The organism is Acidisoma cellulosilyticum (genome assembly GCF_020621385.1).
Taxonomy (GTDB): Bacteria; Pseudomonadota; Alphaproteobacteria; order Acetobacterales; family Acetobacteraceae; genus Acidisoma; species Acidisoma cellulosilyticum.
Map to the genome: position 1 here is coordinate 558,353 of NZ_JAESVA010000002.1, position 20,418 is coordinate 578,770.

General features: G+C 64.5%; 20 protein-coding genes and 1 tRNA gene. 12 read left to right on the forward strand and 9 right to left on the reverse strand.

Annotated features, from left to right (window positions below; genetic code table 11):
- Positions 1–66 precede the first annotated feature (66 nt).
- On the reverse strand, positions 67–1,101 hold the full coding sequence (locus ACELLULO517_RS06980; protein ID WP_227306580.1) for a polyprenyl synthetase family protein: 1,035 nt from the start codon (positions 1,099–1,101) through the stop codon (positions 67–69).
- Between ACELLULO517_RS06980 and ACELLULO517_RS06985 the strand changes: the two genes are divergently transcribed.
- Both ACELLULO517_RS06985 and ACELLULO517_RS06990 read left to right on the forward strand, forming a co-directional pair.
- A complete protein-coding gene (locus ACELLULO517_RS06985) occupies positions 1,100–2,032 on the forward strand; it encodes a tRNA1(Val) (adenine(37)-N6)-methyltransferase (protein ID WP_227306581.1) in 933 nt (310 codons plus the stop codon). The genes ACELLULO517_RS06980 and ACELLULO517_RS06985 overlap by 2 nt on opposite strands.
- A 78-nt stretch (positions 2,033–2,110) precedes the next feature.
- Positions 2,111–3,172, forward strand: coding sequence for an amidohydrolase family protein (locus ACELLULO517_RS06990; RefSeq protein ID WP_227306582.1), 1,062 nt, complete (start codon positions 2,111–2,113; stop codon positions 3,170–3,172).
- 217 nt (positions 3,173–3,389) lie between these two features.
- On the opposite strand, the gene ACELLULO517_RS06995 is transcribed toward ACELLULO517_RS06990, so the two are convergent.
- The 4 genes from ACELLULO517_RS06995 to ACELLULO517_RS07010 form a co-directional block, all read right to left on the reverse strand.
- Positions 3,390–4,085: an SCO family protein gene (locus tag ACELLULO517_RS06995; protein WP_227306583.1), complete on the reverse strand. Its 696-nt coding sequence runs from the start codon at positions 4,083–4,085 to the stop codon at positions 3,390–3,392.
- A gap of 82 nt (positions 4,086–4,167) precedes the next feature.
- Entirely contained in the window at positions 4,168–5,163 is a 996-nt protein-coding gene (locus ACELLULO517_RS07000; RefSeq protein WP_227306584.1) for an MYG1 family protein, read from the reverse strand.
- Positions 5,164–5,263: 100 nt separating this feature from the next.
- Positions 5,264–5,980, reverse strand: a complete 717-nt coding sequence (locus ACELLULO517_RS07005) for a CBS domain-containing protein (protein WP_227306585.1) — start codon at positions 5,978–5,980, stop codon at positions 5,264–5,266.
- A gap of 265 nt (positions 5,981–6,245) precedes the next feature.
- The gene (locus ACELLULO517_RS07010) at positions 6,246–6,449 is read right to left on the reverse strand and encodes a cold-shock protein (RefSeq protein WP_227306586.1); all 204 of its coding nucleotides are present in this window, start codon (positions 6,447–6,449) and stop codon (positions 6,246–6,248) included.
- Between the two features lie 317 nt (positions 6,450–6,766).
- On the opposite strand from ACELLULO517_RS07010, the gene ACELLULO517_RS07015 reads away from it, so the two are divergent.
- The 7 genes from ACELLULO517_RS07015 to apaG all read left to right on the forward strand — a co-directional run bounded on the left by ACELLULO517_RS07015 (position 6,767) and on the right by apaG (position 14,985).
- Entirely contained in the window at positions 6,767–8,005 is a 1,239-nt protein-coding gene (locus ACELLULO517_RS07015) for an aromatic ring-hydroxylating oxygenase subunit alpha (RefSeq protein WP_227306587.1), read from the forward strand.
- Between the two features lie 2 nt (positions 8,006–8,007).
- The gene (locus ACELLULO517_RS07020) at positions 8,008–9,069 is read left to right on the forward strand and encodes a flavin reductase family protein (protein WP_227306588.1); all 1,062 of its coding nucleotides are present in this window, start codon (positions 8,008–8,010) and stop codon (positions 9,067–9,069) included.
- Between the two features lie 2 nt (positions 9,070–9,071).
- On the forward strand, positions 9,072–10,337 hold the full coding sequence (locus ACELLULO517_RS07025) for a cystathionine gamma-synthase family protein (protein ID WP_227306589.1): 1,266 nt from the start codon (positions 9,072–9,074) through the stop codon (positions 10,335–10,337).
- Positions 10,337–11,890, forward strand: coding sequence for an FAD-dependent oxidoreductase (locus ACELLULO517_RS07030; RefSeq protein ID WP_227306590.1), 1,554 nt, complete (start codon positions 10,337–10,339; stop codon positions 11,888–11,890). Before ACELLULO517_RS07025 ends, ACELLULO517_RS07030 begins: the two co-directional genes overlap by 1 nt.
- A gap of 21 nt (positions 11,891–11,911) precedes the next feature.
- Positions 11,912–13,117 carry an NAD(P)/FAD-dependent oxidoreductase gene (locus ACELLULO517_RS07035; RefSeq protein WP_227306591.1) on the forward strand — a complete coding sequence of 402 codons (1,206 nt, stop codon included), beginning with the start codon at positions 11,912–11,914 and terminating at the stop codon, positions 13,115–13,117.
- A gap of 14 nt (positions 13,118–13,131) precedes the next feature.
- On the forward strand, positions 13,132–14,256 hold the full coding sequence (locus ACELLULO517_RS07040; RefSeq protein WP_227306592.1) for an NAD(P)/FAD-dependent oxidoreductase: 1,125 nt from the start codon (positions 13,132–13,134) through the stop codon (positions 14,254–14,256).
- 324 nt (positions 14,257–14,580) lie between these two features.
- A complete protein-coding gene (gene apaG, locus ACELLULO517_RS07045; RefSeq protein WP_227306593.1) occupies positions 14,581–14,985 on the forward strand; it encodes a Co2+/Mg2+ efflux protein ApaG in 405 nt (134 codons plus the stop codon).
- Positions 14,986–15,011: 26 nt separating this feature from the next.
- Here apaG and ACELLULO517_RS07050 read toward each other — a convergent pair whose 3' ends face one another.
- Positions 15,012–15,236 (reverse strand): hypothetical protein, encoded by a 225-nt coding sequence (locus tag ACELLULO517_RS07050; protein ID WP_227306594.1) that lies wholly within the window; start codon positions 15,234–15,236, stop codon positions 15,012–15,014.
- Between the two features lie 366 nt (positions 15,237–15,602).
- Here ACELLULO517_RS07050 and ACELLULO517_RS07055 point away from each other — a divergent pair, with 366 nt between their 5' ends.
- A complete protein-coding gene (locus ACELLULO517_RS07055) occupies positions 15,603–15,818 on the forward strand; it encodes a ribbon-helix-helix domain-containing protein (RefSeq protein ID WP_227306595.1) in 216 nt (71 codons plus the stop codon).
- 12 nt (positions 15,819–15,830) lie between these two features.
- Here ACELLULO517_RS07055 and ACELLULO517_RS07060 read toward each other — a convergent pair whose 3' ends face one another.
- Both ACELLULO517_RS07060 and ACELLULO517_RS07065 read right to left on the reverse strand, forming a co-directional pair.
- Complete coding sequence (locus ACELLULO517_RS07060; protein ID WP_227306596.1) at positions 15,831–18,779, reverse strand: AsmA family protein; 2,949 nt, start codon at positions 18,777–18,779, stop codon at positions 15,831–15,833.
- Complete coding sequence (locus ACELLULO517_RS07065) at positions 18,776–18,925, reverse strand: hypothetical protein (protein ID WP_227306597.1); 150 nt, start codon at positions 18,923–18,925, stop codon at positions 18,776–18,778. The genes ACELLULO517_RS07060 and ACELLULO517_RS07065 overlap by 4 nt, the downstream gene beginning before the upstream one ends.
- 58 nt (positions 18,926–18,983) lie before the next feature.
- Here ACELLULO517_RS07065 and ACELLULO517_RS07070 point away from each other — a divergent pair, with 58 nt between their 5' ends.
- On the forward strand, positions 18,984–19,790 hold the full coding sequence (locus tag ACELLULO517_RS07070; RefSeq protein WP_227306598.1) for a TerB family tellurite resistance protein: 807 nt from the start codon (positions 18,984–18,986) through the stop codon (positions 19,788–19,790).
- An 8-nt stretch (positions 19,791–19,798) separates the two neighbouring features.
- On the opposite strand, the gene ACELLULO517_RS07075 is transcribed toward ACELLULO517_RS07070, so the two are convergent.
- Positions 19,799–20,110 carry a YggT family protein gene (locus tag ACELLULO517_RS07075; protein WP_227306599.1) on the reverse strand — a complete coding sequence of 104 codons (312 nt, stop codon included), beginning with the start codon at positions 20,108–20,110 and terminating at the stop codon, positions 19,799–19,801.
- Positions 20,111–20,230: 120 nt separating this feature from the next.
- On the opposite strand from ACELLULO517_RS07075, the gene ACELLULO517_RS07080 reads away from it, so the two are divergent.
- A tRNA-Ala gene (locus ACELLULO517_RS07080) sits at positions 20,231–20,306 on the forward strand.
- Positions 20,307–20,418 lie beyond the last annotated feature (112 nt).

Below are 20,418 nucleotides of genomic sequence, written 5' to 3' on the forward strand. Positions count from 1 at the left end.
GGAAGTCACCCTTTTCAAAAGCGGTCATCGAGCCTGAGGCAAAGGTGGGTCTGGCCGCGCGGTGCGTCAATGGACCCGTTTAATCGTGTAGTTGGCTACATCCATCAGCGCGTCACGTAATGCGGAGGGCGGGAAAATCGTCAGCGCTTCCTGCGCGCTGCGCACGAAACCGGCGGCCCGGTCGAGCGTCTTCTCGATCGCCTGATGACGTTTCAGCAACTGCATGGCATGCGGCAGATCGTCCTCGGTCTGCTGCCCGTCTTCCAGCGTCCGACGCCAGAAGGCTCGCGCCTCCTCCGTCCCCTCGGCATAGGCGATCAGCACCGGCAGCGTGACCTTGCCCTCGCGGAAGTCATCACCGACGGTCTTGCCCAGCACGGCCTCGTCCGCCGCGTAGTCCAGCGCGTCATCGACCAGCTGGAAGGCGATGCCGAGATCCAGACCGTAGCTCGCGAGCGCCGTCTCCTCAGCCACAGGGCGCTCGGCGACCACAGCACCGACCTGGGCGGCGGCGGCGAAAAGGGCGGCGGTCTTGCCGCGCACGACGTCCAGATAGCGCGCCTCGGTCGTCGTCAGATCATGCTGGGTGACAAGCTGCAGAACCTCGCCCTCGGCGATCGTGGCCGAAGCCGAGCACAGGATGTGCAGCACATGCAGGGACCCGTCATCCACCATCAGCTGGAAGGCGCGGGCGAACATGAAATCGCCCACCAGGATCGGCGTCTTATTGTCGAAAATCGCATTGGCGGAGTCCAGACCCCGGCGCAACTTGCTTTCATCCACGACGTCATCGTGCAACAGGGTCGCGGTATGGATGAACTCGACACAGGCGGCGAGATGGACATGCCGCTGACCGCCGGCATAGCCGCACATGCGCGCGGCGGCGAGCGTCAGCAGCGGGCGCAGGCGCTTGCCGCCGGCCGCCACGATATGGGCTGCCACCTGGCCGATCAGCGCCACCGGACTATCCATCCGGGTGACGATGGCTTGATTGCAGGCTTCCATATCCGCCTGGAGCAAAGCCGCCAGCTTCGTCAAAGCATCGCGCGGCGCGGCCAGGGCCGCATCATCTTGGTTGGAAGTTGTAACGTCGGCATTCATGCCCAAACTGAAGCCCTTCCTAACGCAGGTCGATCGGAGCCCGAAAACGGGGCGCTCCGCCGGCCGGGTTATCGCCAGCCGGCTTCGCCATCGCACAAAACGCTCGCTGTCGCTACTGCCCAAGCTCGGGGCGGCTTGGCCAGGCGTGCCGAGAGGCAGGCCGGCCATGGAGGCTGAAGTGCCGCCGCCGGCCGCCACCCAAGGCTATCTGCTCGGCGGCAGGATCCGTTACACACAACCGAAAGATGGCTATCGGACGGGAATCGAACCGGTTTTTCTGGCCGCCAGCGTGCCGGCCCGGCCGGGCGAGCGCGTGCTGGAGGCAGGCACAGGCGCGGGCGCGGGGCTGTTATGCCTTGAACGGCGGATCGGTGGCCTGCACGGCATCGGCCTTGAGATCGAACCCGCCATGGCGGCGCTGGCGGCGGCGAATTTCGCGGCCAATGGATATAGCGGTCTTGCCGCCCTCTGCGCCGATGTCGCCGCCAGCCCCCTGCCCCGCCTGCTGGGTGCCGAACCCTTCGATCATATCCTCAGCAATCCGCCCTGGCATGACGCATCAGGCACGCATCCGGCGGACGGCCTGCGCGAGCGAGCGAAGATGGCCGAGGACGGGTTGCTGGAGCGGTGGATTGCCCGGCTTGCGCCAAGGCTGAAGCCGCGTGGCACCATCACCCTCATCCTGCCGTCCCGCATGATCCCGGAAGCGCTGGCCGCCCTCGGCGCCGGGGGCTGCGGATCGCCCGTACTCTTCCCGCTCTGGCCGCGCCCGGCACGGGAGGCGAAGATGCTGCTGGTTCAGGCGACCAAGGGCGGACGCGCGGAATGCCGGATGCTACCTGGGCTGATCCTGCATGACGGCCCGGCCTATACGCTGGCCGCCCATGCCATTCTGCGGGACGCGGCGGCGCTGGATCTGCAACGGCGCTAGCCAACCACCCCACCTGACGACACCGCTTTCGTTCTCTATAAGAAACGGCATGATCATCGGCGACCGGGGGCCCCTGCCATGGCGATGCAGATATCCAAACGCAACCTGATGACCAAGGCACCGGCCGCCGGCCTGTTAATGGCGGCGGCGACGGGGCATGAGGCAGCGGCGCAATCAGATAGCCCGCTTCGCATCGTTGGGCTGGAAGAGCATTTCATGTTCCCGGAATTCCTCGGCTATCTGGGCGAGACCAAGCAGAACATCAATCCGGCGCTGTTCGACATGGCGGTGCCGATCCTGTCGGATTTCGGCCAAGGACGGCTGGATGTCATGGACAAGAACGGCGTCGATTTCGTCGTGCTGTCCTTGTCCGGCCCCGGTGTGCAGATCGAACCGGATATAGCCAAAGCCACCAAGCTCGCGCGCCTTTGCAACGACCGGCTTGCCCAGGAAATACAAAAGCAGCCGACCCGCTATGGCGGCTTCGCCCATCTGGCGCTGCAAGACCCGACGGGCGCCGCCGACGAGTTGGAACGCTGCGTGCGCCAGCTTGGCTTCAAGGGCGCGCTGATCAATGGCGAGACCAACGGCGTTTATCTCGACGATCGCCGCTACGACGTGTTCTGGGAGCGGGTGCAGGCGATCGGCGCGCCGATCTACATCCATCCCGGCAATCCGCCGGATAAAAGCCATATGTATGAGGGCCATCCCGAAATGTGGGGACCGGTCTGGAGCTGGGCGGTGGAGACCTGCAGCCACGCCATGCGCCTGATCTTCAGTGGCGTCTTCGACCGCTATCCCGGCGCCATCGTCATCCTTGGGCATATGGGCGAGACTTTGCCCATCCAACTCTCCCGCCTCGACAGCCGGCTGCCGACCGCCAATCTGCGCTTCCACATCAAGAAGAAGCCATCCGAGTATGTGCGTCAGAATATCCGGATCACCACCTCGGGCGTGTTTTCCGACAGCGCGCTGCGCTGCTCGCTCGACGCCATCGGACCGGAAGCGGTGATGTTCTCGATCGACTATCCGTTCGAGAAGACCGAGGACGCGACGGGCTGGATAAAGACCGCCAAGATCAGCGAGGCCGAGCGCGTCGCCGTTGCGTCAGGCAATGCCACGACGATTCTCAAACTCTGACGTATTGATCGATACGTAAACTCTCCCATCGGGTGATTTCGCCTGATGGGATATCGCTCTAGAGTCCATCAGGTTTAGGTGGAAACGACCCCATGCCCCGTCATGGCCGGGCTTGACCCGGTCATCCAGTCCTTGGGCGCCCCAACGAATGGATGCCCGGCTCTGGGGCCGGGCATGACGATATTAGGGACAAGCTTCAGTTAAAATCAGACAAACTCTAGCTGGTCGCGGCTTTGCCGATGGCGCGGCGGATGGCCGCCACCATGCCAGTCGCGTCCAGCTGCGGCGGCAGAATGGCCGCAGCCTCCCCTTGCGGGTTCATCAGATAGAAAAAGGCGGAATGGTTCATCAGATAGGCGCCGCTGCCGCCATTGGGCACCGGCTGCTTCTCGGCGAAGACGCGAAAATCGCTCTCAGCCTGGTCGATCGCCGTCTGGCTGCCCGTCAGCCCAACAAGGCGCGGGCTGAACAGCGCCACGTAGCGGTCCATGACGCTGGGGGTATCGCGGGCCGGGTCGACGGTGATGAAAACGGGCGTGATGGCCGCCCCGTCAGGGCCGAGGCTGGTCAAGACCTGCACTGCCTTGGCCAGATCGGTCGGGCAGATATCGGGGCAGAAGGTGTAGCCGAAATAGAGGAGCGTCCAATGCCCGCGCAGATTGTCCTGTGTGAAGGGCTTTCCGCTCGCGGCATCGAGCAGCGCGAAGGGGCCGCCGACCGTAAGCCCCGTCCCCGCCCCTTGGCGCAGCAGGCCCATCAATCTTGGAAAATGCGCCGGCCCGACAAGGCTGACGACACCGACCGTCAGGATCAGCAAGGCCGCCAAGGCAAAGGATAGTCGTCTCAGGAACCTGATCATGCCGTCCGCCGGTATCAGAAAACGTGCGGCGCCGGGCGCCTGCCCAGGCCGCATCGCGTTGTTCTGATCCCTCGGAAGACTGGCCGCAAGACTGGCCGCAAGGCTGGCGACAAGATCGGCAGCAAGACCGGATGGCTCAGCCGGCGTCGGGCGCCTTGTCCGTGGCCTCGGCTTCGGCCTCGCCGATTTCCAGCGCGCGCTGGGCCATGGCCAAGGCCCCGTCGCGGCTTTTGGCGGCGCCCACGAAGCGGCGGACATGGACGAAAACCGCATCCGGCACACCGGACGTGGCGGCCAGCGCATCCCGCTCCAGCCCGGCCCAGGCGGCCGGCAGCGGCACACGCTGCGCGAAGGAATCCTTCTCCGGCGGCATGGTATCGATCATCCAATTGCCGTTGGACGCCTGACTGACGCAGTAGATGACCGGCAGATTGCGGCTGAAGACCGTGTTCTTCCAGGGCATGCCCTGCGCAAGCACCAGGATACGCGGGTCCTCGCCCGCCGCATGGGCCGCCAAGACAAGCCCGTCGGCGAAATGCCGGGCACGGAGCGCATCCACGCGCCGCCGCAAAACGCCGGACGCGAAATCAGCGGCCTCCAGAAACTCCGCATCCCCGGATTGCGGGCCGCGGGCCGTGGGGTTGTCCCAGGTCGGGTTGAAATCCCCGATCAGCCGGCCGAGACCGAGACCGTCATCCTGCAGCGGTCCGCGCAGCGAAACGCCATTATCCAATTCGTCGATACGGCGGAGGACGCTCTCGTCCAGTTCCCCCGCAATGGCGGCCGCCATGCCCGCGACCGCGTCCGGCCCGAGAAGAGCGGAAATCGCCTGCGCGCCATAGACCTGCCAGATCAGACCGGCGGCGGAATAGGGCGTGCCGTCCGGGCGTGTGGGCGCCCCGCGCTGATGATGGTCGAAACGGCTGAGGGCGGGATCGAAAACGGTGCCGACGTCCCAGACGATATCACCCGTCTCGATCAGCTTTGCGTCCCGCGTGCGCAGCAGGCGGTGGTCTTCGCCGGCTGCCTTCAGGCCGAGCGCCAGCTTGAGCACGGCATAGGCAAAGACCTCGTCACAATGGAATTTGCCGCTATGGGTCACGAGAAGAGGGCGAAGATCGCCAGAAGACATAAAGCAGGTCCGATACAGAAACAGAGTTCTGCCTATAGACTTCGCTCGCCCCGCCGCCCAGCCCTGGTTAGGGCGCGACCTTTGGTCAGGCTCCGATCGGTCAAGTGGGGTAGACAGCGCCGGTCATCGGTTCCACGAAGACGATTTTATCCTCCAATCCGACCAGGCCCGGGACGGTTTCCACCGCCACGCGAATGGCCGTCCTGAGCCGCTCGTCATGAATGACGCCCTCCAAGGTCGCGATGCCCCCGGCCACCCGCACATCGACATCGCTTTGCGCGAACCAGGGGGCGGCTTCCAGCGCGCCATGGATACGCGCCTCGATCTCCGCATCGGACCCCGCTGCCGGCGCGATCTCGGCCAGTTTGCGGCCGAGCGCCACGACCAGATCGGACCGCGAGACGATGCCGATCAACCGGCCAGCCTGTTCCACCGGCAGACGGCGGACCTTGTGCTGTTCCATCAACCTGACGATCTCCGTGACCGGCGTGTCTTCTGTCACGGTGATGACGGTCTCGGTCATCAGATCGCTGACGCGGCGGCTGTGGCTATGGATGTATTGCGTGATCTCCTTACCGCTGCCGACAAGGAATTCGAGAAAATTCATGTGCTTGCGGCCAGGCCCGTGATCCGTGCCGGTCTCCACGCGCCGCAGCAGATCGCCTTCCGTCACGATGCCCATAATCTCGCCGGTCTTTGTCACCACCGGCACACCGGACAAACGCCCGGCCACCATCAGCCCTATGACGGTCTCGATCCTGGCGTCGGGCCCGACCGTCTCAACCGGCGTCGTCATGATATCGCGTGCCTGCAGCATGATCCCCTCCGACATCGGTCCGGAACACAGGTCCTGACCGCGCAAGAGAATGCTGCACCCTGCGCAGGGATCTCGCCTTGATATCGATCAATAAGAGGGGAGAAAGAGAGAGCGCCTGACAACGCCCGATCTGGCCGTCGGTCTCATCTCGATGATAATTCTAGACTTTAATCTTGCGCTAGTTTGGCTCGAAACAACGAAACATCAAAAACTTACGAAGATCACGGCCCGCGGCGGCGCGCCACGGGCCGCTTTCCTTTGCTGGTCAGACCTTGAGGTTCACGGCCGCCATCTTGCCCTTCTGGCCACGCTCCAGATCGAAGCTGACCTTCTGGCCTTCATTCAGACCGCCCAGACCGGCGCGCTGCACGGCGGAGATGTGCACAAACACATCGGCACCGCCATCTTCCGGCTGAATGAAGCCATAGCCCTTGGTAGCATTAAACCACTTAACCGTGCCCACCGACATCGGGTCTCTCCTCGCACCTGGCAACCCGCAACATGCGGGCCAAACTGACTTTTGTTTTGGGGGAGGCGCGCGGCGCGCGGAGACCCGCATACCGAAACACGTGTAGCCCAGGATCAAAAGCGCCGCCCGAATCTATGACCGGTTCCAGGCCGGCTGGCTAGGTGGAAATCGCGGGGCTACCGCGGAAAAAAGAGGCGGGTACCGAAATTCGATAACCATATGCACAAATGCGATTTGCAGCTCTGCCCATGGATCATGTCATGATATCCGGCATTGCCGCGACCGATCGGGATCGAGGCGCAAGCGGAGAATCGGCGATGGCGGAATACGGTCGGATCAAGGCTGCTCTCGAAGCGCGGCCGCCGCGTCATTCCTTGTCCCAGTATCTCTACAATGATGATGCGGTCTTTGCTTTCGACCAGAAGGCGATCTTTCACCGCAGCTGGATCCTGATCGGTTTCGAGATCGAGTTTCCGACCAGCGGCAGCTACCAGTCCATCAAGCTCGGCGGCGCGCCCGTCATCATCATCCGCGGCCGCGACGGGGTGCTGCGTGGTTTCCACAACACCTGCCGTCATCGCGGCGCGGAGCTTTGCCCCGAAGGCTCCGGCAAAAGCGCGCGCCTGGTTTGCCCCTATCATCAGTGGACCTACGATACCGCCGGCAAGCTCATCTTCGCCGGGCGCATGGGCGATGATTTCGACGCCTCGGCCCACGGCCTGGCACCGATCCATGTCGAGACGCTGGAGGGCACGGTCTATGTCTGCCTGGCCGAGAACCCGCCCGATTTCGCGCCCTATGCCCGCGCGGTCGCGCCGATGCTGGCAGCGCATGACTTCAAGAACGCCAAGATCGCCCATCAGGCAACGCTGATGGAAAAGGCGAACTGGAAGCTGGTCATGGAAAACGCGCGGGAATGCTATCACTGCGCCGGCCGCCATCCTGAACTTGCCGTCACATTCCCGATCTATGCCAAGGGCAATTTCGAGACGGTGAGCGATCATGAGGCGAATTTCGACGCCCGCATGGCGGAACTGGGTCTTGCCGGTGCCCCGGTCGAAGCCGATTGGTGGCAGGCGGCGCGTTTCCCGCTCAACGAAGGCATGGTCTCCATGACCATGGACGGGCAGCGTGCCGTCAGCAAGCTGATGTGCCCGATCGGCGACGGCGATATCGGCAGCCTGCGCTGGGCGCTGGAGCCGCATAGTTTCTGCCATTCGACCGGCGACTTCACCTTCATGTTCACCTGCATTCCCATCAGCACGAAGGAAACCCTCGTGCTCGGCAAGTGGCTGGTTCACAAGGATGCGGTCGAAGGCGTCGACTACGACCTGGAAAATCTCGTGAAGCTCTGGGACGTGACCAATATAGAGGATCGCGATCTTTGCGAGCTCAATCAGCGTGGCGTCGATAGCCCCGGCTATCGCCCCGGCCCTTATTCCGAGGTTGCGGAGTCTCTGGTACAGCGCTTCACCAGCTATTACGTCGCCAAGGCGCTGGACTATATCGACGAGGTCGAGGGCGAAAGCCGGCTCGCCGCTCTGGCCGCCGATTGAGCGTGGCGGACAAGCCGAACAAGGCGATCTGGCGCGGCGGAGAGGATCTGCTGCGCTGCCTGGGCGTGACGCTGGAAGCCCCCGGCGTCAAAACCTTTCGCTTCGCCCCCGTCAGCGGCGCTGTCGTGCAGTTTCACGCCGGCCAATTCGTGACGCTGCGCCTGCCGCAGGCCAGCGGCCATGTCTGGCGTTGCTTCACTATCGCGTCCTCCCCGCTGCAGGAAGACGCGATCGACCTGACCATCAAGGCACAAGCCAGCGCGGATGCGATCAACGCGTCCGGCAGCGCCTGGATGCATCATCATCTGCAAGCCGGGATGGAGATCGCGGCGCGGTCGCCGACCGGACCTTTCTGCCTGATGCACCCGCCCGAGCGGCCGCTGCTGCTGGTCTCGGCCGGCAGCGGCGCCACCCCCATGGCCGCCATCGCCCGTTTTCTGCGCGATATCGGGGACCGCACGCCGGTCCATTACATCCATCTCGCCCGCAGCGCCGCCGACTTCCTGTTCAAGCCCGAGATCGAGTCGATCGCGGCCGAGCTTGGCAGCTGGAAGCTTGACTGGCTGACGAGCGCCGAGCAGGGTCGCCCCTCTGCCGAAACCTTCGCGGCAATGGCCCCCGATCTTGCAGAGCGGGAGGTGTTTTGCTGCGGCCCGGCCGGCTTCATGGCGGCGATCGAGACCGCTCACGCTCAGGCCGGCGGCACGGCCGACGCCTTCCGCAAGGAGGCGTTCCTGGCCATCCCGATCCCAGAACTCGCGACCACGCATAAGGCCGAGCCGGAGCCCGGCGTGACGCCTGTCGGCTTCACGCTGCGATTCGAGCCGTCCGGCAAGACCGTTGCCATCGGGCCGGAAGACACGGTGCTGACGGCCGCCGGCAAGCTCGGCATTCCCATCTCCTATGCCTGCGGCGACGGCATTTGCGGCACCTGCCGCATCACCAAGCTGGAAGGCGCGGTTGAGATGAACCACCAGGGCGGCATCGAGGATGACGAAGTCGCCGATGGCGAGATCCTGGCCTGCTGCGCCTATCCCCGATCCAATCTTGTCTTGAAAGTCTGACCATGGCTGACCCCAAAGACGGCCCTGCCTTGTCGCTGGAGACGCTGGCCATCGGCGCCGGCTACGATCCGGCCGAGCATAACGGATCGGCCAAGCCGCCGATCTATATGACTTCGACCTTCGTCTATCCCTCCGCCGCCGTGGCGCGCGCCGTGCATCAGGCCTTTTTCGACGGCGACGTGCCGGAGCGGTCAGGCAAGAACGGCTTCATCTATGCCCGCCTCGACCATCCGAATCTGGTCATGGCGCAGACGCGAATCGCGGCCCTCGACCGTGCCGAGGACAGCGCCCTGTTCTCCTCCGGCATGGCCGCCGTCTCCACCCTCGCCCAGTGTTTCCTGCGGCCGGGCGACAGCGTCATGCATAGCCGCCCGATCTATGGCGGCACGGATATGTTTCTGAACACCCATATGACGCAGATGGGCGTTCATCCCTTCGGCTTTACCGATGGCGTGGATGAGGCTCATCTGGCGCAGGTGGCGGATGCTGCCATGGCGAAAGGTCCGCTGACCTTGATCATGGTGGAAAGCCCTGCCAACCCGACCTGCGCCATTGCCGATATCGCGCTGATCAGCCGGCTGGCGGACCGGATTGCGCTTGCCCAGGGCCGGCGGCCGATCATCTCGGTTGACAATACCTTCCTCGGTCCCTTCCTGCAGAGCCCGCTGGAACACGGCGCCGATCTTTGCCTGACCTCGCTCACCAAATATGCCGGCGGGCATAGCGATTTCATGGGCGGCAGCGTCAGCGGGTCTGCGGCACTCGTCGGCCGCCTCAAGAAGCTGCGCACGCTGCTCGGCAATCATGCCGATCCGCATAATTGCTGGATGCTGCTGCGCTCGGTCGAAACCATGGCGCTGCGCACGGAACGCGCGGTTGCCAATGCAAAGACGATCGCGAGCTTTTTGCGCGACCATCCCAAGGTGATCCGCATCACCTATCTGGACTTCCTGGCGGAAGGCTCCGCCGCCCGCGCAGTCTATGACCGGCAATGCGCGGGGCCTGGGTCCACCTTCTCCTTCGATGTCGAGGGTGGTGAGGCCGGCGCCTTCCGCTTTCTGGACAAGCTCCGCCTACTGCGCTTCGCGGTCAGCCTGGGCGGGACGGAAACCTTGATCTGTCACCCGGCCACGACCACCCATTACGCCGTGCCGGAGGAACTCCGCATGGCCGTGCATATCGGCCCCGCCACCATGCGCGTCTCGATCGGCATCGAAACCGCGGCCGATCTGATCGCCGATCTTACCCAAGCGCTGGAGGCCGTCTGATGGAAGACGAAGACGTCGTTTCCGACTTTCACGCCATCGGCGAGAAACACACCAAAGCCGACGAGCATGCCGAGATCGTCGTCATCGGCGCGGGTGCCGCCGGGCTCGCTGCCGCCATTACGGCTGCCAAAGCCGGCGCGCAAGTGATGCTGGTGGACGAGAATCCGCTCGGCGCCGGGCTGATCGGCATGGATGTGCCGCTGCTCTTCGGCAATCGCTGGACGGCGGCGGTGCAGAACCAGGGCCGCATGCTGGAACAGGTTCTGACCGCCAATCCTGGCCTGGAAGAAGCGTTCGAACTCGGGATCGACGTCAAGCTCGGCACCTATGCCTGGGGCGCCTTTACCGGCGGACCCAATCTGCGGTCCCTGCCTGAACCCGTCGTCGGTCTGGCGGACGAGACCCGCTCCTGGATCGTGGGCTTCCGGCGCCTGATCATCGCGACCGGCGCACGCGATCTGGTCTATGCCTTCAAGGGGTTCGAGACGCCGGGCGTGGTCGGCGCGCTGGGCCTGACCGCGCTCATCCAGACCTACGCTTCATTCAATGGCCAGCGCATCGTCATTCTGGGAACGGGCGACCTGGCGGTTGCGACCGCCACCATGGCACTGGATGCCGGGTATGATGTCGCTGCCTTGGTCGAAGTGCGGGATACGCCGCAGGCCGATGTCTCGGCGCTTATCGCGCGTGGCGTCGAGATCGTCACCGGCCATGCCATTCTGGAAGCCCTGGGCAATGCCGAGGGCGTCACCGCTGCCCTGCTCGCGCCCGTCGCGGGTGGCGAGACCCGCAGCATCGCCTGCGACACCATTTGCCTCGCGGTCGGGGCCGTGCCGGTGATCGACCTCGCCGATGTCGCGGGCGCCAAAATTGCGCGGAACGAGGCAGGGGCTTTCGTGCCGGGCAAGCTGCCGGCCGGCGTCTTCGTCACCGGTGACGCAGCAGGTCTGGGAACAGACGCCGCTGCCGCTGGCGTGGCGGCGGCAACCGCCGCCCTCGCCTCGCTCGGTCATGATGTTCAAGCCAGCGCTGTGCCGTCAGAAGCGACCGCGCTGCCTGCCGACACGGACGCCTATCGCATGGACTGGATGCGCGCGCTGATGACGACCGGCGGCCAGGACGTCATCGCCTGTTCCTGCGAGGAGGTGTCGCGCCGCGACCTGCTGGACGTGCAGCCGCCGCGCTACCTGGCCGCACCCACCGACAAGCACAACAGCCTCAAGCAACTGGCCGAGGACGGGCCTGTCAGTCAGGATCAGATCAAGCGCCTGACGCGCGCCTGCATGGGCCCCTGTCAGGCGCGTCGCTGCCGCGAGCAGGTGGCGATGATCATGGCGATCGGCACGGACCGGCCGCTCGGCTCCATCGCGCTGGCCGGCTACCGCGCGCCCGTGCGCCCGCTGCCCCTCGGCGTGCTGGCGGCGGCCTCCGAAACGCCCGGCATGGTCGAAGGCTGGAACGTCTGGTTCGGCATCCGCACCCAATGGATTCCCTATGACGATATCGGCACGGAGCGCGAAGCTGAGCGCGCCGGCCGCATGGCGCATTTCTGAGGGGTGCGGGGAATGTCAGAGATGAAAAAGAATGCCTCGGTCATCGTCATCGGCGGCGGCGTCACCGGCCTCAGCGCCGCCTGGTGGCTGGCGCGGGACGGCGTCGATGTTTTGCTCATCGAGAAGGGTATCGTGGGCTGGGAGGCATCGGGCCGCAATGGCGGCGGCTGCACCCATTACCAAAGCCCGCTTTTCAACGAGGAGCAGCGGCTTTGGCCGCAAATGGATGAGCTGCTGGGCTATCCGACCGAGCATCGGCAGGAGCGCGTCATCATGGCGCTGACCGAGCGGCAGCTGGCGCAATATCAGGATCACGGCGAGATCTGCGCCGCCATGGGCTATCGCTACGAGACGCTGGACCCGAAGCAGACGCGCGAGCTGGTGCCCTTCGCCGGCGATAACGTCGTGGGCTCGGTCTATTACCACTTCGGCGGCCAGGCCAATCCGCAGCGCACCGTGCAAGCCTATGCCTGGGCTTTGCAGGATCTCGGCGGCCGCATTCTGCAGCACACCGCCGTCTCCTCCATCATCGTCGAGGCCGGCAAGGTGAAGGGCGTCGAGACCTCGCTCGGCCGCTTCGACTGCGACCATCTGGTGCTCGCCGCCGGCCCGCAGACCGGCGCGCTGCTGGAGACGATCGGCGTCTATCTGCCCGTCGCCCCGGCGCGGGCCGAGATGATCGTGACGGAACCGCTGCCGCTGATGAAGGTCGGCGGCGTCGACGGTAACGGCCTGTACGGCCGGCAGACGTTGCGCGGCAATCTGGCCTATGGCGGCGGGCCGCATGAATGGCTGGCCGATACCACGGCAGACGGCCGCCCCCCCGAAGGCGGTCCGATGAGCCGTCCCGCCACCCAGCTGCTGCAAAATCTGTCGCGCCGGTTGATGGAGCTTTTCCCGAAGGCCGGCCATGTGCGCGTCATCCGGTCCTGGGCCGGGATCATCGAGAATACGCCGGACGGGCGCCCGGTGATCGACCGGCTGTCGGAGCCCGATAACCTGACTGTGACCACCATGAGCGGCGTCGGCTTCGGCCTGTCGCCGGCCACCGGTCACGCGATCCGCGACCTGGTGATGGACGGGGTTTGCAGTTTCACGGATATCGGCAAGCTCAGCCTCGGCCGTTTCGCGAACCTGCCGCGCGATTGGCGCGTGCGGCAGGGCTGGGTTCCGCCTATCGTGCAGGATTATGATTCAGACGGACGTGCGCAGACCGCGCAGGCTTGAGAGGGACGAAGGCAATGGCCGCCAAGGGTAAGGTTCTGATCGTCGGTGCGGGCATCGCGGGTCTTTCGACCGCGTGGAACCTGAAGCGGCGCGGTTACGATGTCGAAATTTTCGACCGGGGGCCGATCCCCAATCCGATCAGCTCCTCCTGGGACGAGCATCGCATTACCCGCCATGCTTACGGCGAGTTCGAGGGCTATGCCCATCTGATGCCCTATGCCTTCAAGATGTGGGACCGGCTTTGGAAGGATCTGGGCGCCACGCATTACGAGCCGACGGGGGCGACCTATTTCATCCATGAGGAGACGCCCTGGTATCACGGGACCTCCACCGCTCTGACGGAAATGGGCGTCCGCTACCGCGATATTCCGCTGGCCAAGGCCGAGCACCGGTTTCCGATGTTCAATCTGGAGACGGTGACGCGGGTGGTGGAGACGGACGGCGCCGGCATGCTGTTCCCCTACCGCATCGTGCGCGGGCTGGTGAACTTCCTGGGTGCGCATGGCGTGACCTTCCATGCCTTGCATCAGGTCAGCGCGATCGACGCCGAAAAGGGCAGCCTCACCGCGAACGGCAAGACCTTTACCGGCGACTATGTCGTGGTCGCGGCCGGTGCTTGGGCGGACAAGCTGGTGCCGGAACTCCGCCAGGACGCCATGCCGTCGCGTCAGGCCGTCATCTTCCTGGCCCCGCCGCCCGAACTGACGGATGCCTGGCGCGAAGCCGGCGTGATGGCCGATCTGGGCGACGAGACCAGCTGCTACGTGCTGCCGCCGCGCCGTGGCATGCGCCTGAAGATCGGCGATCACGTCTTCACCCGCCGCGGCGACGCGGATGAGGATCGCCGCGCGACCGACGAGGATGTGGCGCGGCTGATGCGCGTGCTGCCGAAGGTGCTGCGCAATTACGAGGGCTACCAGATCCTGGAACGTAAGGCCTGCTTCTATACCGTGACCGAGGATGAGCATTTCATCCAGAAGCCGCTGGGACCGAAGGGCTGGCTGATCAGTGCCTGTTCCGGCCATGGCTTCAAGCTGGGCGCGCTAACCGGAGAGCTTGCGGCCCAGGCCATTACCGGGGAGCGGCCGGCCGCCGAGATCACCGAAATTGCCGCCGGGCGGCAGCGTATCGCGGCCTGATTAGAGTCCGTCAGGTTTAGGTGGAAACGACCCCTGCCCCGTCATGGCCGGGCTTGACCCGGTCATCCAGTCCTTGGGCGCCCCAACGAATGGATGCCCGGCTCTGGGGTCGGGCATGACGATATTAGGGACAAACTTCAGTTAAAATCAGACAAACTCTAGCCGTCTGATAAGACCGGACAATCTTCCCATCGGGCGGGTCTGCCCGGTGGGCCAAGGCTTGAGATTGCCGCCCCTCATCGGGCGGCGTAGGCTGCGCTTCCGGGCAGCCTAAGGGCAGCCCAACACCACGCCCGAGAAGGACCGCTTAAAGGGCGGGACGCCATGACTGACGCCTATATCGAAATCACGCGGGGCATCCGCGTTACCGTTCGCGCTTTCTATCTCGATGATCAGTCTCAACCCGACGAAGGTCGCTTCGTCTGGGCCTATCGGGTGACGATTGAAAATCAGAGCCAGCAGACGGTGCAATTGCTCAGGCGCAGCTGGCGCATCACCAATGCCGCCGGCCGGATCCAACGCGTGCATGGCGATGGCGTGGTGGGAGAACAGCCGGTGCTCGATCCCGGTGAGAGCTTCGAATACACATCCGGCACGCCGCTCGACACGCCCACGGGCTTCATGGCCGGTAGTTATGAGATGGTGGTGCCGGCCACGGGCGACGGTTTCGAGGTCGCCATCCCGGCCTTCAGTCTCGACAGCCCGCATCAGAATTCGCGGCTGCATTAAGCAGCCGCATGCCGCGCCTGGATCTTTCAGGCAGCCAAAATGGAAATATTGCTGGTTTTCATCCGTGAGGTCAGCGGCGCAAGACGATAGGTGCGGCTGGCGGCTTCCCGCACCAGGGAGAGATCCGCGAAACGCTGCCCGTCCAATTCCTTGAGACGGGAGTGAACCCCGACAAATCGATAGCTGTCGCCATAGAAGGCCGCGGCACCCACAAACACGCCGTCGACCTCAATCACGTAAGACTGTTTCACCCTAGTCTCCTGGCGAAATCCAACTCCGCAGATACAGCCTCAAATGGGCCTGTTCTGCTTGACGAGGATTTAATCGCGGGTCGCGAATTGTAAAAGAAAACTATTTGTGACCAATCATCTATTGGTCTTTTTTGATGTCATTTGTGAAGAATGTGCGAGATCGACCCGCTATTTACCAAATCGTCACGAAAGATCATCGCGCCTGCAATCCGAAGGCAGAAAACACTCCCCAAGCCCGGGAGCTCTGTCCGGGACAAGGATCAGATTGTCCGATTCCTGCTTCGGTCAATACATCCTTCAACGAATGATAGACAGGCGATGTCACCCCTGTTCATAGCACTGTCATCTAGCGGATTTCATTGCGGTATGTTGATTAAAAAAAGCTTCAGCATCGCGGGCCACCGGACATCGGTCGCGCTGGAGGCGGAATTCTGGGCGGTGCTGGAGCGGACGGCCCAACGGCGGGGAGACACGCTGGCAGCCCTGATCATTTCCGTGGATGCCGACCGCGCCGAGGCAAGCCCCCTCGCCTCCGCCTTGCGTCTGCGGGCCTTGCGCGACGCCGCGGAGCGGGACGCTTAGCCGGGTTTGCCCTTAGCCGGGAGGGGTGCCGACCATCCAGGCTGCCGGGTCACGCAAGGGTCCACGCAGCACGGCCGCCGCAGGCGCGGCACCGGCAGGCTTGAGGGTGAGATCCAGATTGCAGACACCGCGCACCAGATCGACCTGCCCGGCCGCGTCCAAGGTGCCGGCGCTACCCGATATCCCGAAACTGTCGATCGCCAGCTCGCCCTGGCTGAGTGTCGCCACGCCTGTCGCTTGATCGAAGGGCGTGGCGCCCTGGAACAGCGCTTTGCTGAGTGCCGCCTCGGATAGAGCGGGCTTGGTGCCGGCGGCCGCCAAGGTCAGGCCCGGCAGGCTGCCCGAGCCGGCGGTGAAGCCAAATTTCCCTGCGAGACTCGCGAGCCAGGAGGCCAGGCTATAGCCGTGCGCCGTAAGCGTCAGCTGCCCGCTCAAATTCTTGACCTTGGACCCGTCCGGCACCCAGCTCGGCAATGCCCCGACCTGGCCGACTTGCGCAGCCTGCAACCCCAGATCGGCCTCGGCCTGCGGCGGATCGGCCATGGTCAGTTTCACGGCGCCGAAGGCATTGCCGCCCAGGAAAGACGCCCGCTCCAAGGCCAGCCTGAGCACGCCGTCGGAGACATCGAGATTGGCCCTGATCGCACGGGCGATGGGGGTGAGATCGTCGGTAATGGCGCCGACCGAGACATCCAAGGTCGCGTTCCAGCCCTGAAACAGATCCAGCGGCAGCGGATCCTCGGTATCGGGATGCGGCAAGGGCAGAGAGGCGAAGTCCAGCGCACCGGTGACCCGACGCTCCTCGGGCGGTCCTTGCACCTGATGCGCGAGATGGCCGCTACCATGGATCAGACCAGCGCTGAACGTCAGCGGGCTGATGCTCCAATTGACGCCGTCGGAGGCGGCGTTGGCGACGACGGAGAGCGAGCCCTCCCCCAGCCAATTCTCAGACTGGCCGAAGCCCAGCGCCGTCATCAGCCGCCGCGCACTTGGGTGCTGCAAGGTCACCGCGCCCTGCCAGCGATCATGCACTAAATCCAGCACCGGCTGGGCCGAGAAGCCAAGATCGCCAAGGCTGCCTTGCAGGTTGAGCGCCAAAGCCGCCGTCGGACCGGAGGCCGTGACGGTCGTGGTCAGCGGCTGCGACCAGACATCGGTATTGAGATCGCGCAGGGGTGCCGGCAGCAGATCGACGATGGGGGTCGCGTGCGGGGCTGTCAGCACCAGGCGTCCGCTGGCGATCGTCCCCTTCGCATCCATCGCGCCGGAGGACAAAATCTGCATCCCGTCATCCTGGGCCGCAAATTGCCGTAGATTGAGGGCGCCATTGTCGATCGCCGCATCCAGCAGCGCATGATCCAGCCGGTCGCCGCCGACCCAGACCTCATCGGCCGAAAGCTGCAGATCGGCATTTATTCCGTACAACTGGCGGGCCAGCGCATCGGGTCGCGGCGGGTCGATCAGCCAGGCGGCGGGCAACCATTGACCGAGGTCGATGCGCGCGAATGACAGGCCGGCCGAGATATGCGCGGGCTTGCCCGTGGTCAGCACCATGCCGCCGGTCATGGTGGTGTCGTTCATCAAGCCGTCGATCTCGGTCAAGGCAATCTGGCCGGGTATCGCGTCCAGGCGCGAGTCGATGGCCAGAGAGTTCAGCCCGGACAAGGCGTTCGAAAGATCGGGCAAGAGCCCGGTCTGGGCCAGCCAATGCAAGGTCACCAAAGGCGACGGCGCCGACAGCTGCACGCGGCCGCTGAAACCAAGACCCTGGGGATCATAATAGCCGGTCAGCGACAGCCCGGCCTCGCCCGGCAAAACGGCCGTCAATGCATCGAGCCTCAGCCGCGTCGGCGAGGTCGAGAGCTTGACGCCGAAATGACGCAGCAGCCCGTCCCCATACATGGCGGCGTCGGCGTCGAGCGAGAGCGTGAGCGGCAGGCCATGGCTGCTGGCGGCCGGAAATGCCTTCAGCCAGGGCGCCAAATTCAGCTGCGGCGTATGCAGATCGACGGACAGCCGTGGGGTCGAGGTTCTGGCGGCCTTCGGTCCATCCAGCCGCAGCAGCACGTCGCCGGTCGTGGCCATGCTGCCGAGCGTCGCCGCGACATCCATCAGATGAATCGTGAGCCCGTCAGCCAGCAGTTGACCTTGCCCGTCGAAGCCGACCGGCGGGGCGGCGACGAAGGCCGAGAGATCGGCACCATGCGCGGTAAACTGACCGGACAGCTGCCCATCCTCGTTGAGCATGCCTTTGAGGTCGAGCTTGGTATCGGGCGCGGCCGTGGTCGCCAGCGTCAGATGGACCCCGGCATTGCCGTCCGACGAGGGCCAGGACAAATGCATATCGACCTGCCAGGGCCGGCCGCCGGCTTTCGCTGTCCCGTCCACCGCCAAGGCGTCATCCGCGCCGCCGGTGACGACGGAAAAATCCGCGTCCGTCACGCGCAGCGTGCCGAAGGTGAAGGTACCGTGGGTGACATCGGCCGATAATGCGGCCAGCCAAGGCGGCGGCTCGATCGCATCCGGCCCGCCCGGCAAGGGCCAAGGCAGCCGGATATCCGGCCTGTCCAGCTCGACATGGGTGACGGCGATACGACCCGTAACCAAGGCGCCGAGCGACAGGTTCAGCACCAGCGACCCTGTCGTCATGCGCACGCCGTCACCGCCGTCATTGACCTTCACCTGTTCGGCGGTGATGGAAGGCTGCGGCAGCAGAATAAGATGAATCTCGCCGTTGATCTGCACGTCGCGGCCCAGGATTTCGCTGGCGACGGCCTGCACGGCGGCGCGATGGGCGCTCCAATCGGCGAGGCGCGGACCGAACCACAGCAGGGCAAACAGCAGCCCCAGCGCCACCACGACGAGGCCGAATAGGCGACCGCGCCGCGAGCGTCGCGCCAGCCGCGGCGCGTGGTGCGGGCGACGAGGCTCACGCGGGGTCAAAGGCGCAGGCGCTCTCACGTCCGGCCTGCCTCATGCGTCATAACGTGATGCGTCATATGTCCTTGAACCGAAGCCGTCCCATGCAATCCTGGCCCGGCATCAGCGCCGCTGCAGAAGGTCTCGTCATACTGGCGACCGGCATCCGCGAACAGGCGGTTATTCATCTGCGCCCCGCCACTTGTTGATATCGCCCTCCCGCGCGCAGCGTGTTAGACCTCCGCCATGCTTTGGGGAAAGATCATCGGCGGCGTCGCGGGCTTCGCCGTCGGCGGTCCTGCCGGCGCCATTATGGGCGCCGCACTCGGCCATGCGGCCGATTCGGGCGCCATTCCGCAAATCCAAAAAGGCCTGAGAGGCTTCGCCGGAACCCGATTCGGCGCGGCCTCCGCGCCGCTCAATTCCGCCCGACTCGCTGCCATGCTCGGCCAGCGCGATCAGCTTTTTGCGATCGCCGCCGTCAGCCTCTCGGCCAAGCTCGCGAAATGCGACGGCCCGGTGAACCGGCTGGAGATCGACGCCTTCAAGCGCGCCTTTCATGTGCCGCCGCAGAATGTGCCGCTGGTCGGGCGACTGTTCGACGAAGCGCGGTCCTCCGCCCAGGGTTTCGAACCCTTCGCCGAGGAACTGGCGCTGGCCTTCGACGACAACCGCGTCGTGCTCGATGAAGTGCTGCGTTCGCTGTTTGTCATCGCCCGTGCCGACGGCCCGGTGAATGCGGCCGAGACGCGCTACCTGGCGGAGGTCCATCGCCTGCTGCGGCTGGACCGCTTCGCCTGGGATCAGGCGATGAACAATCAAAGCCGCGCCGCTCGCGGCTCGGACGAAGGCGATGCCTATGCCGAGCTTGGCTTGACCCGCGCCGCCACGAATGAGGAATTGCGCGAGGCCCGCAAGAAGCTGATGCGGGAAAACCACCCCGACAGCCTGGCGTCCCGCGGCGTGCCGCCGGAATTCGTCGCCCGTGCGACGGAGCGCGCCGCCCGCATCAATGCGGCCTGGGACCGCATCAAGCGCGAGCGCGGTCTCTAAGGCTGCCGTCAGTAGCCACCCATCATCGCCCGAATATAGACCATCGAGATCAGCCGCTGCAGACCTTCCAATAGAAGGATCGCGATCAGGGGGCTGATGTCGATATTGCCCAGATAGGGAATGACCCGGCGAATCGGCCTGAGGATCGGCGTCGTCACCCGGTCCAGGAAATCCATGACCGTCCAGACCATCCTGTTGCGGGTATCGATAACCCCGAACGATGCCAGCATGCTGAACAGCGCTGCCAGAATGATCGCCCAGATATAGAGGCTGATCACCTTCTGTATGAGCCAAACAACCGTATTCAGTACGGGGTCCATGGAAGCCCTTCTCCGTGCGAGGCCGGAACCTAACCGCCGCCAATCAGCCATGCAACTGAGGAGCGCGGTGGCGTGCTTGACACCGAACGGCAACGCAAGCATTAACCCGCCCACGGGAATGGGGCTGTAGCTCAGTTGGTAGAGCGCGTCGTTCGCAATGACGAGGTCAGGGGTTCGATTCCCCTCAGCTCCACCATTTCCGTTTTTCATATTTCCAATTGTATCAACGACTAACGTCTGCGTGCTGAGACGCCGTCTCAACATTTAGACATAGTTCGGCCACAGCGATGTCATGGTCGCCGGGGCAA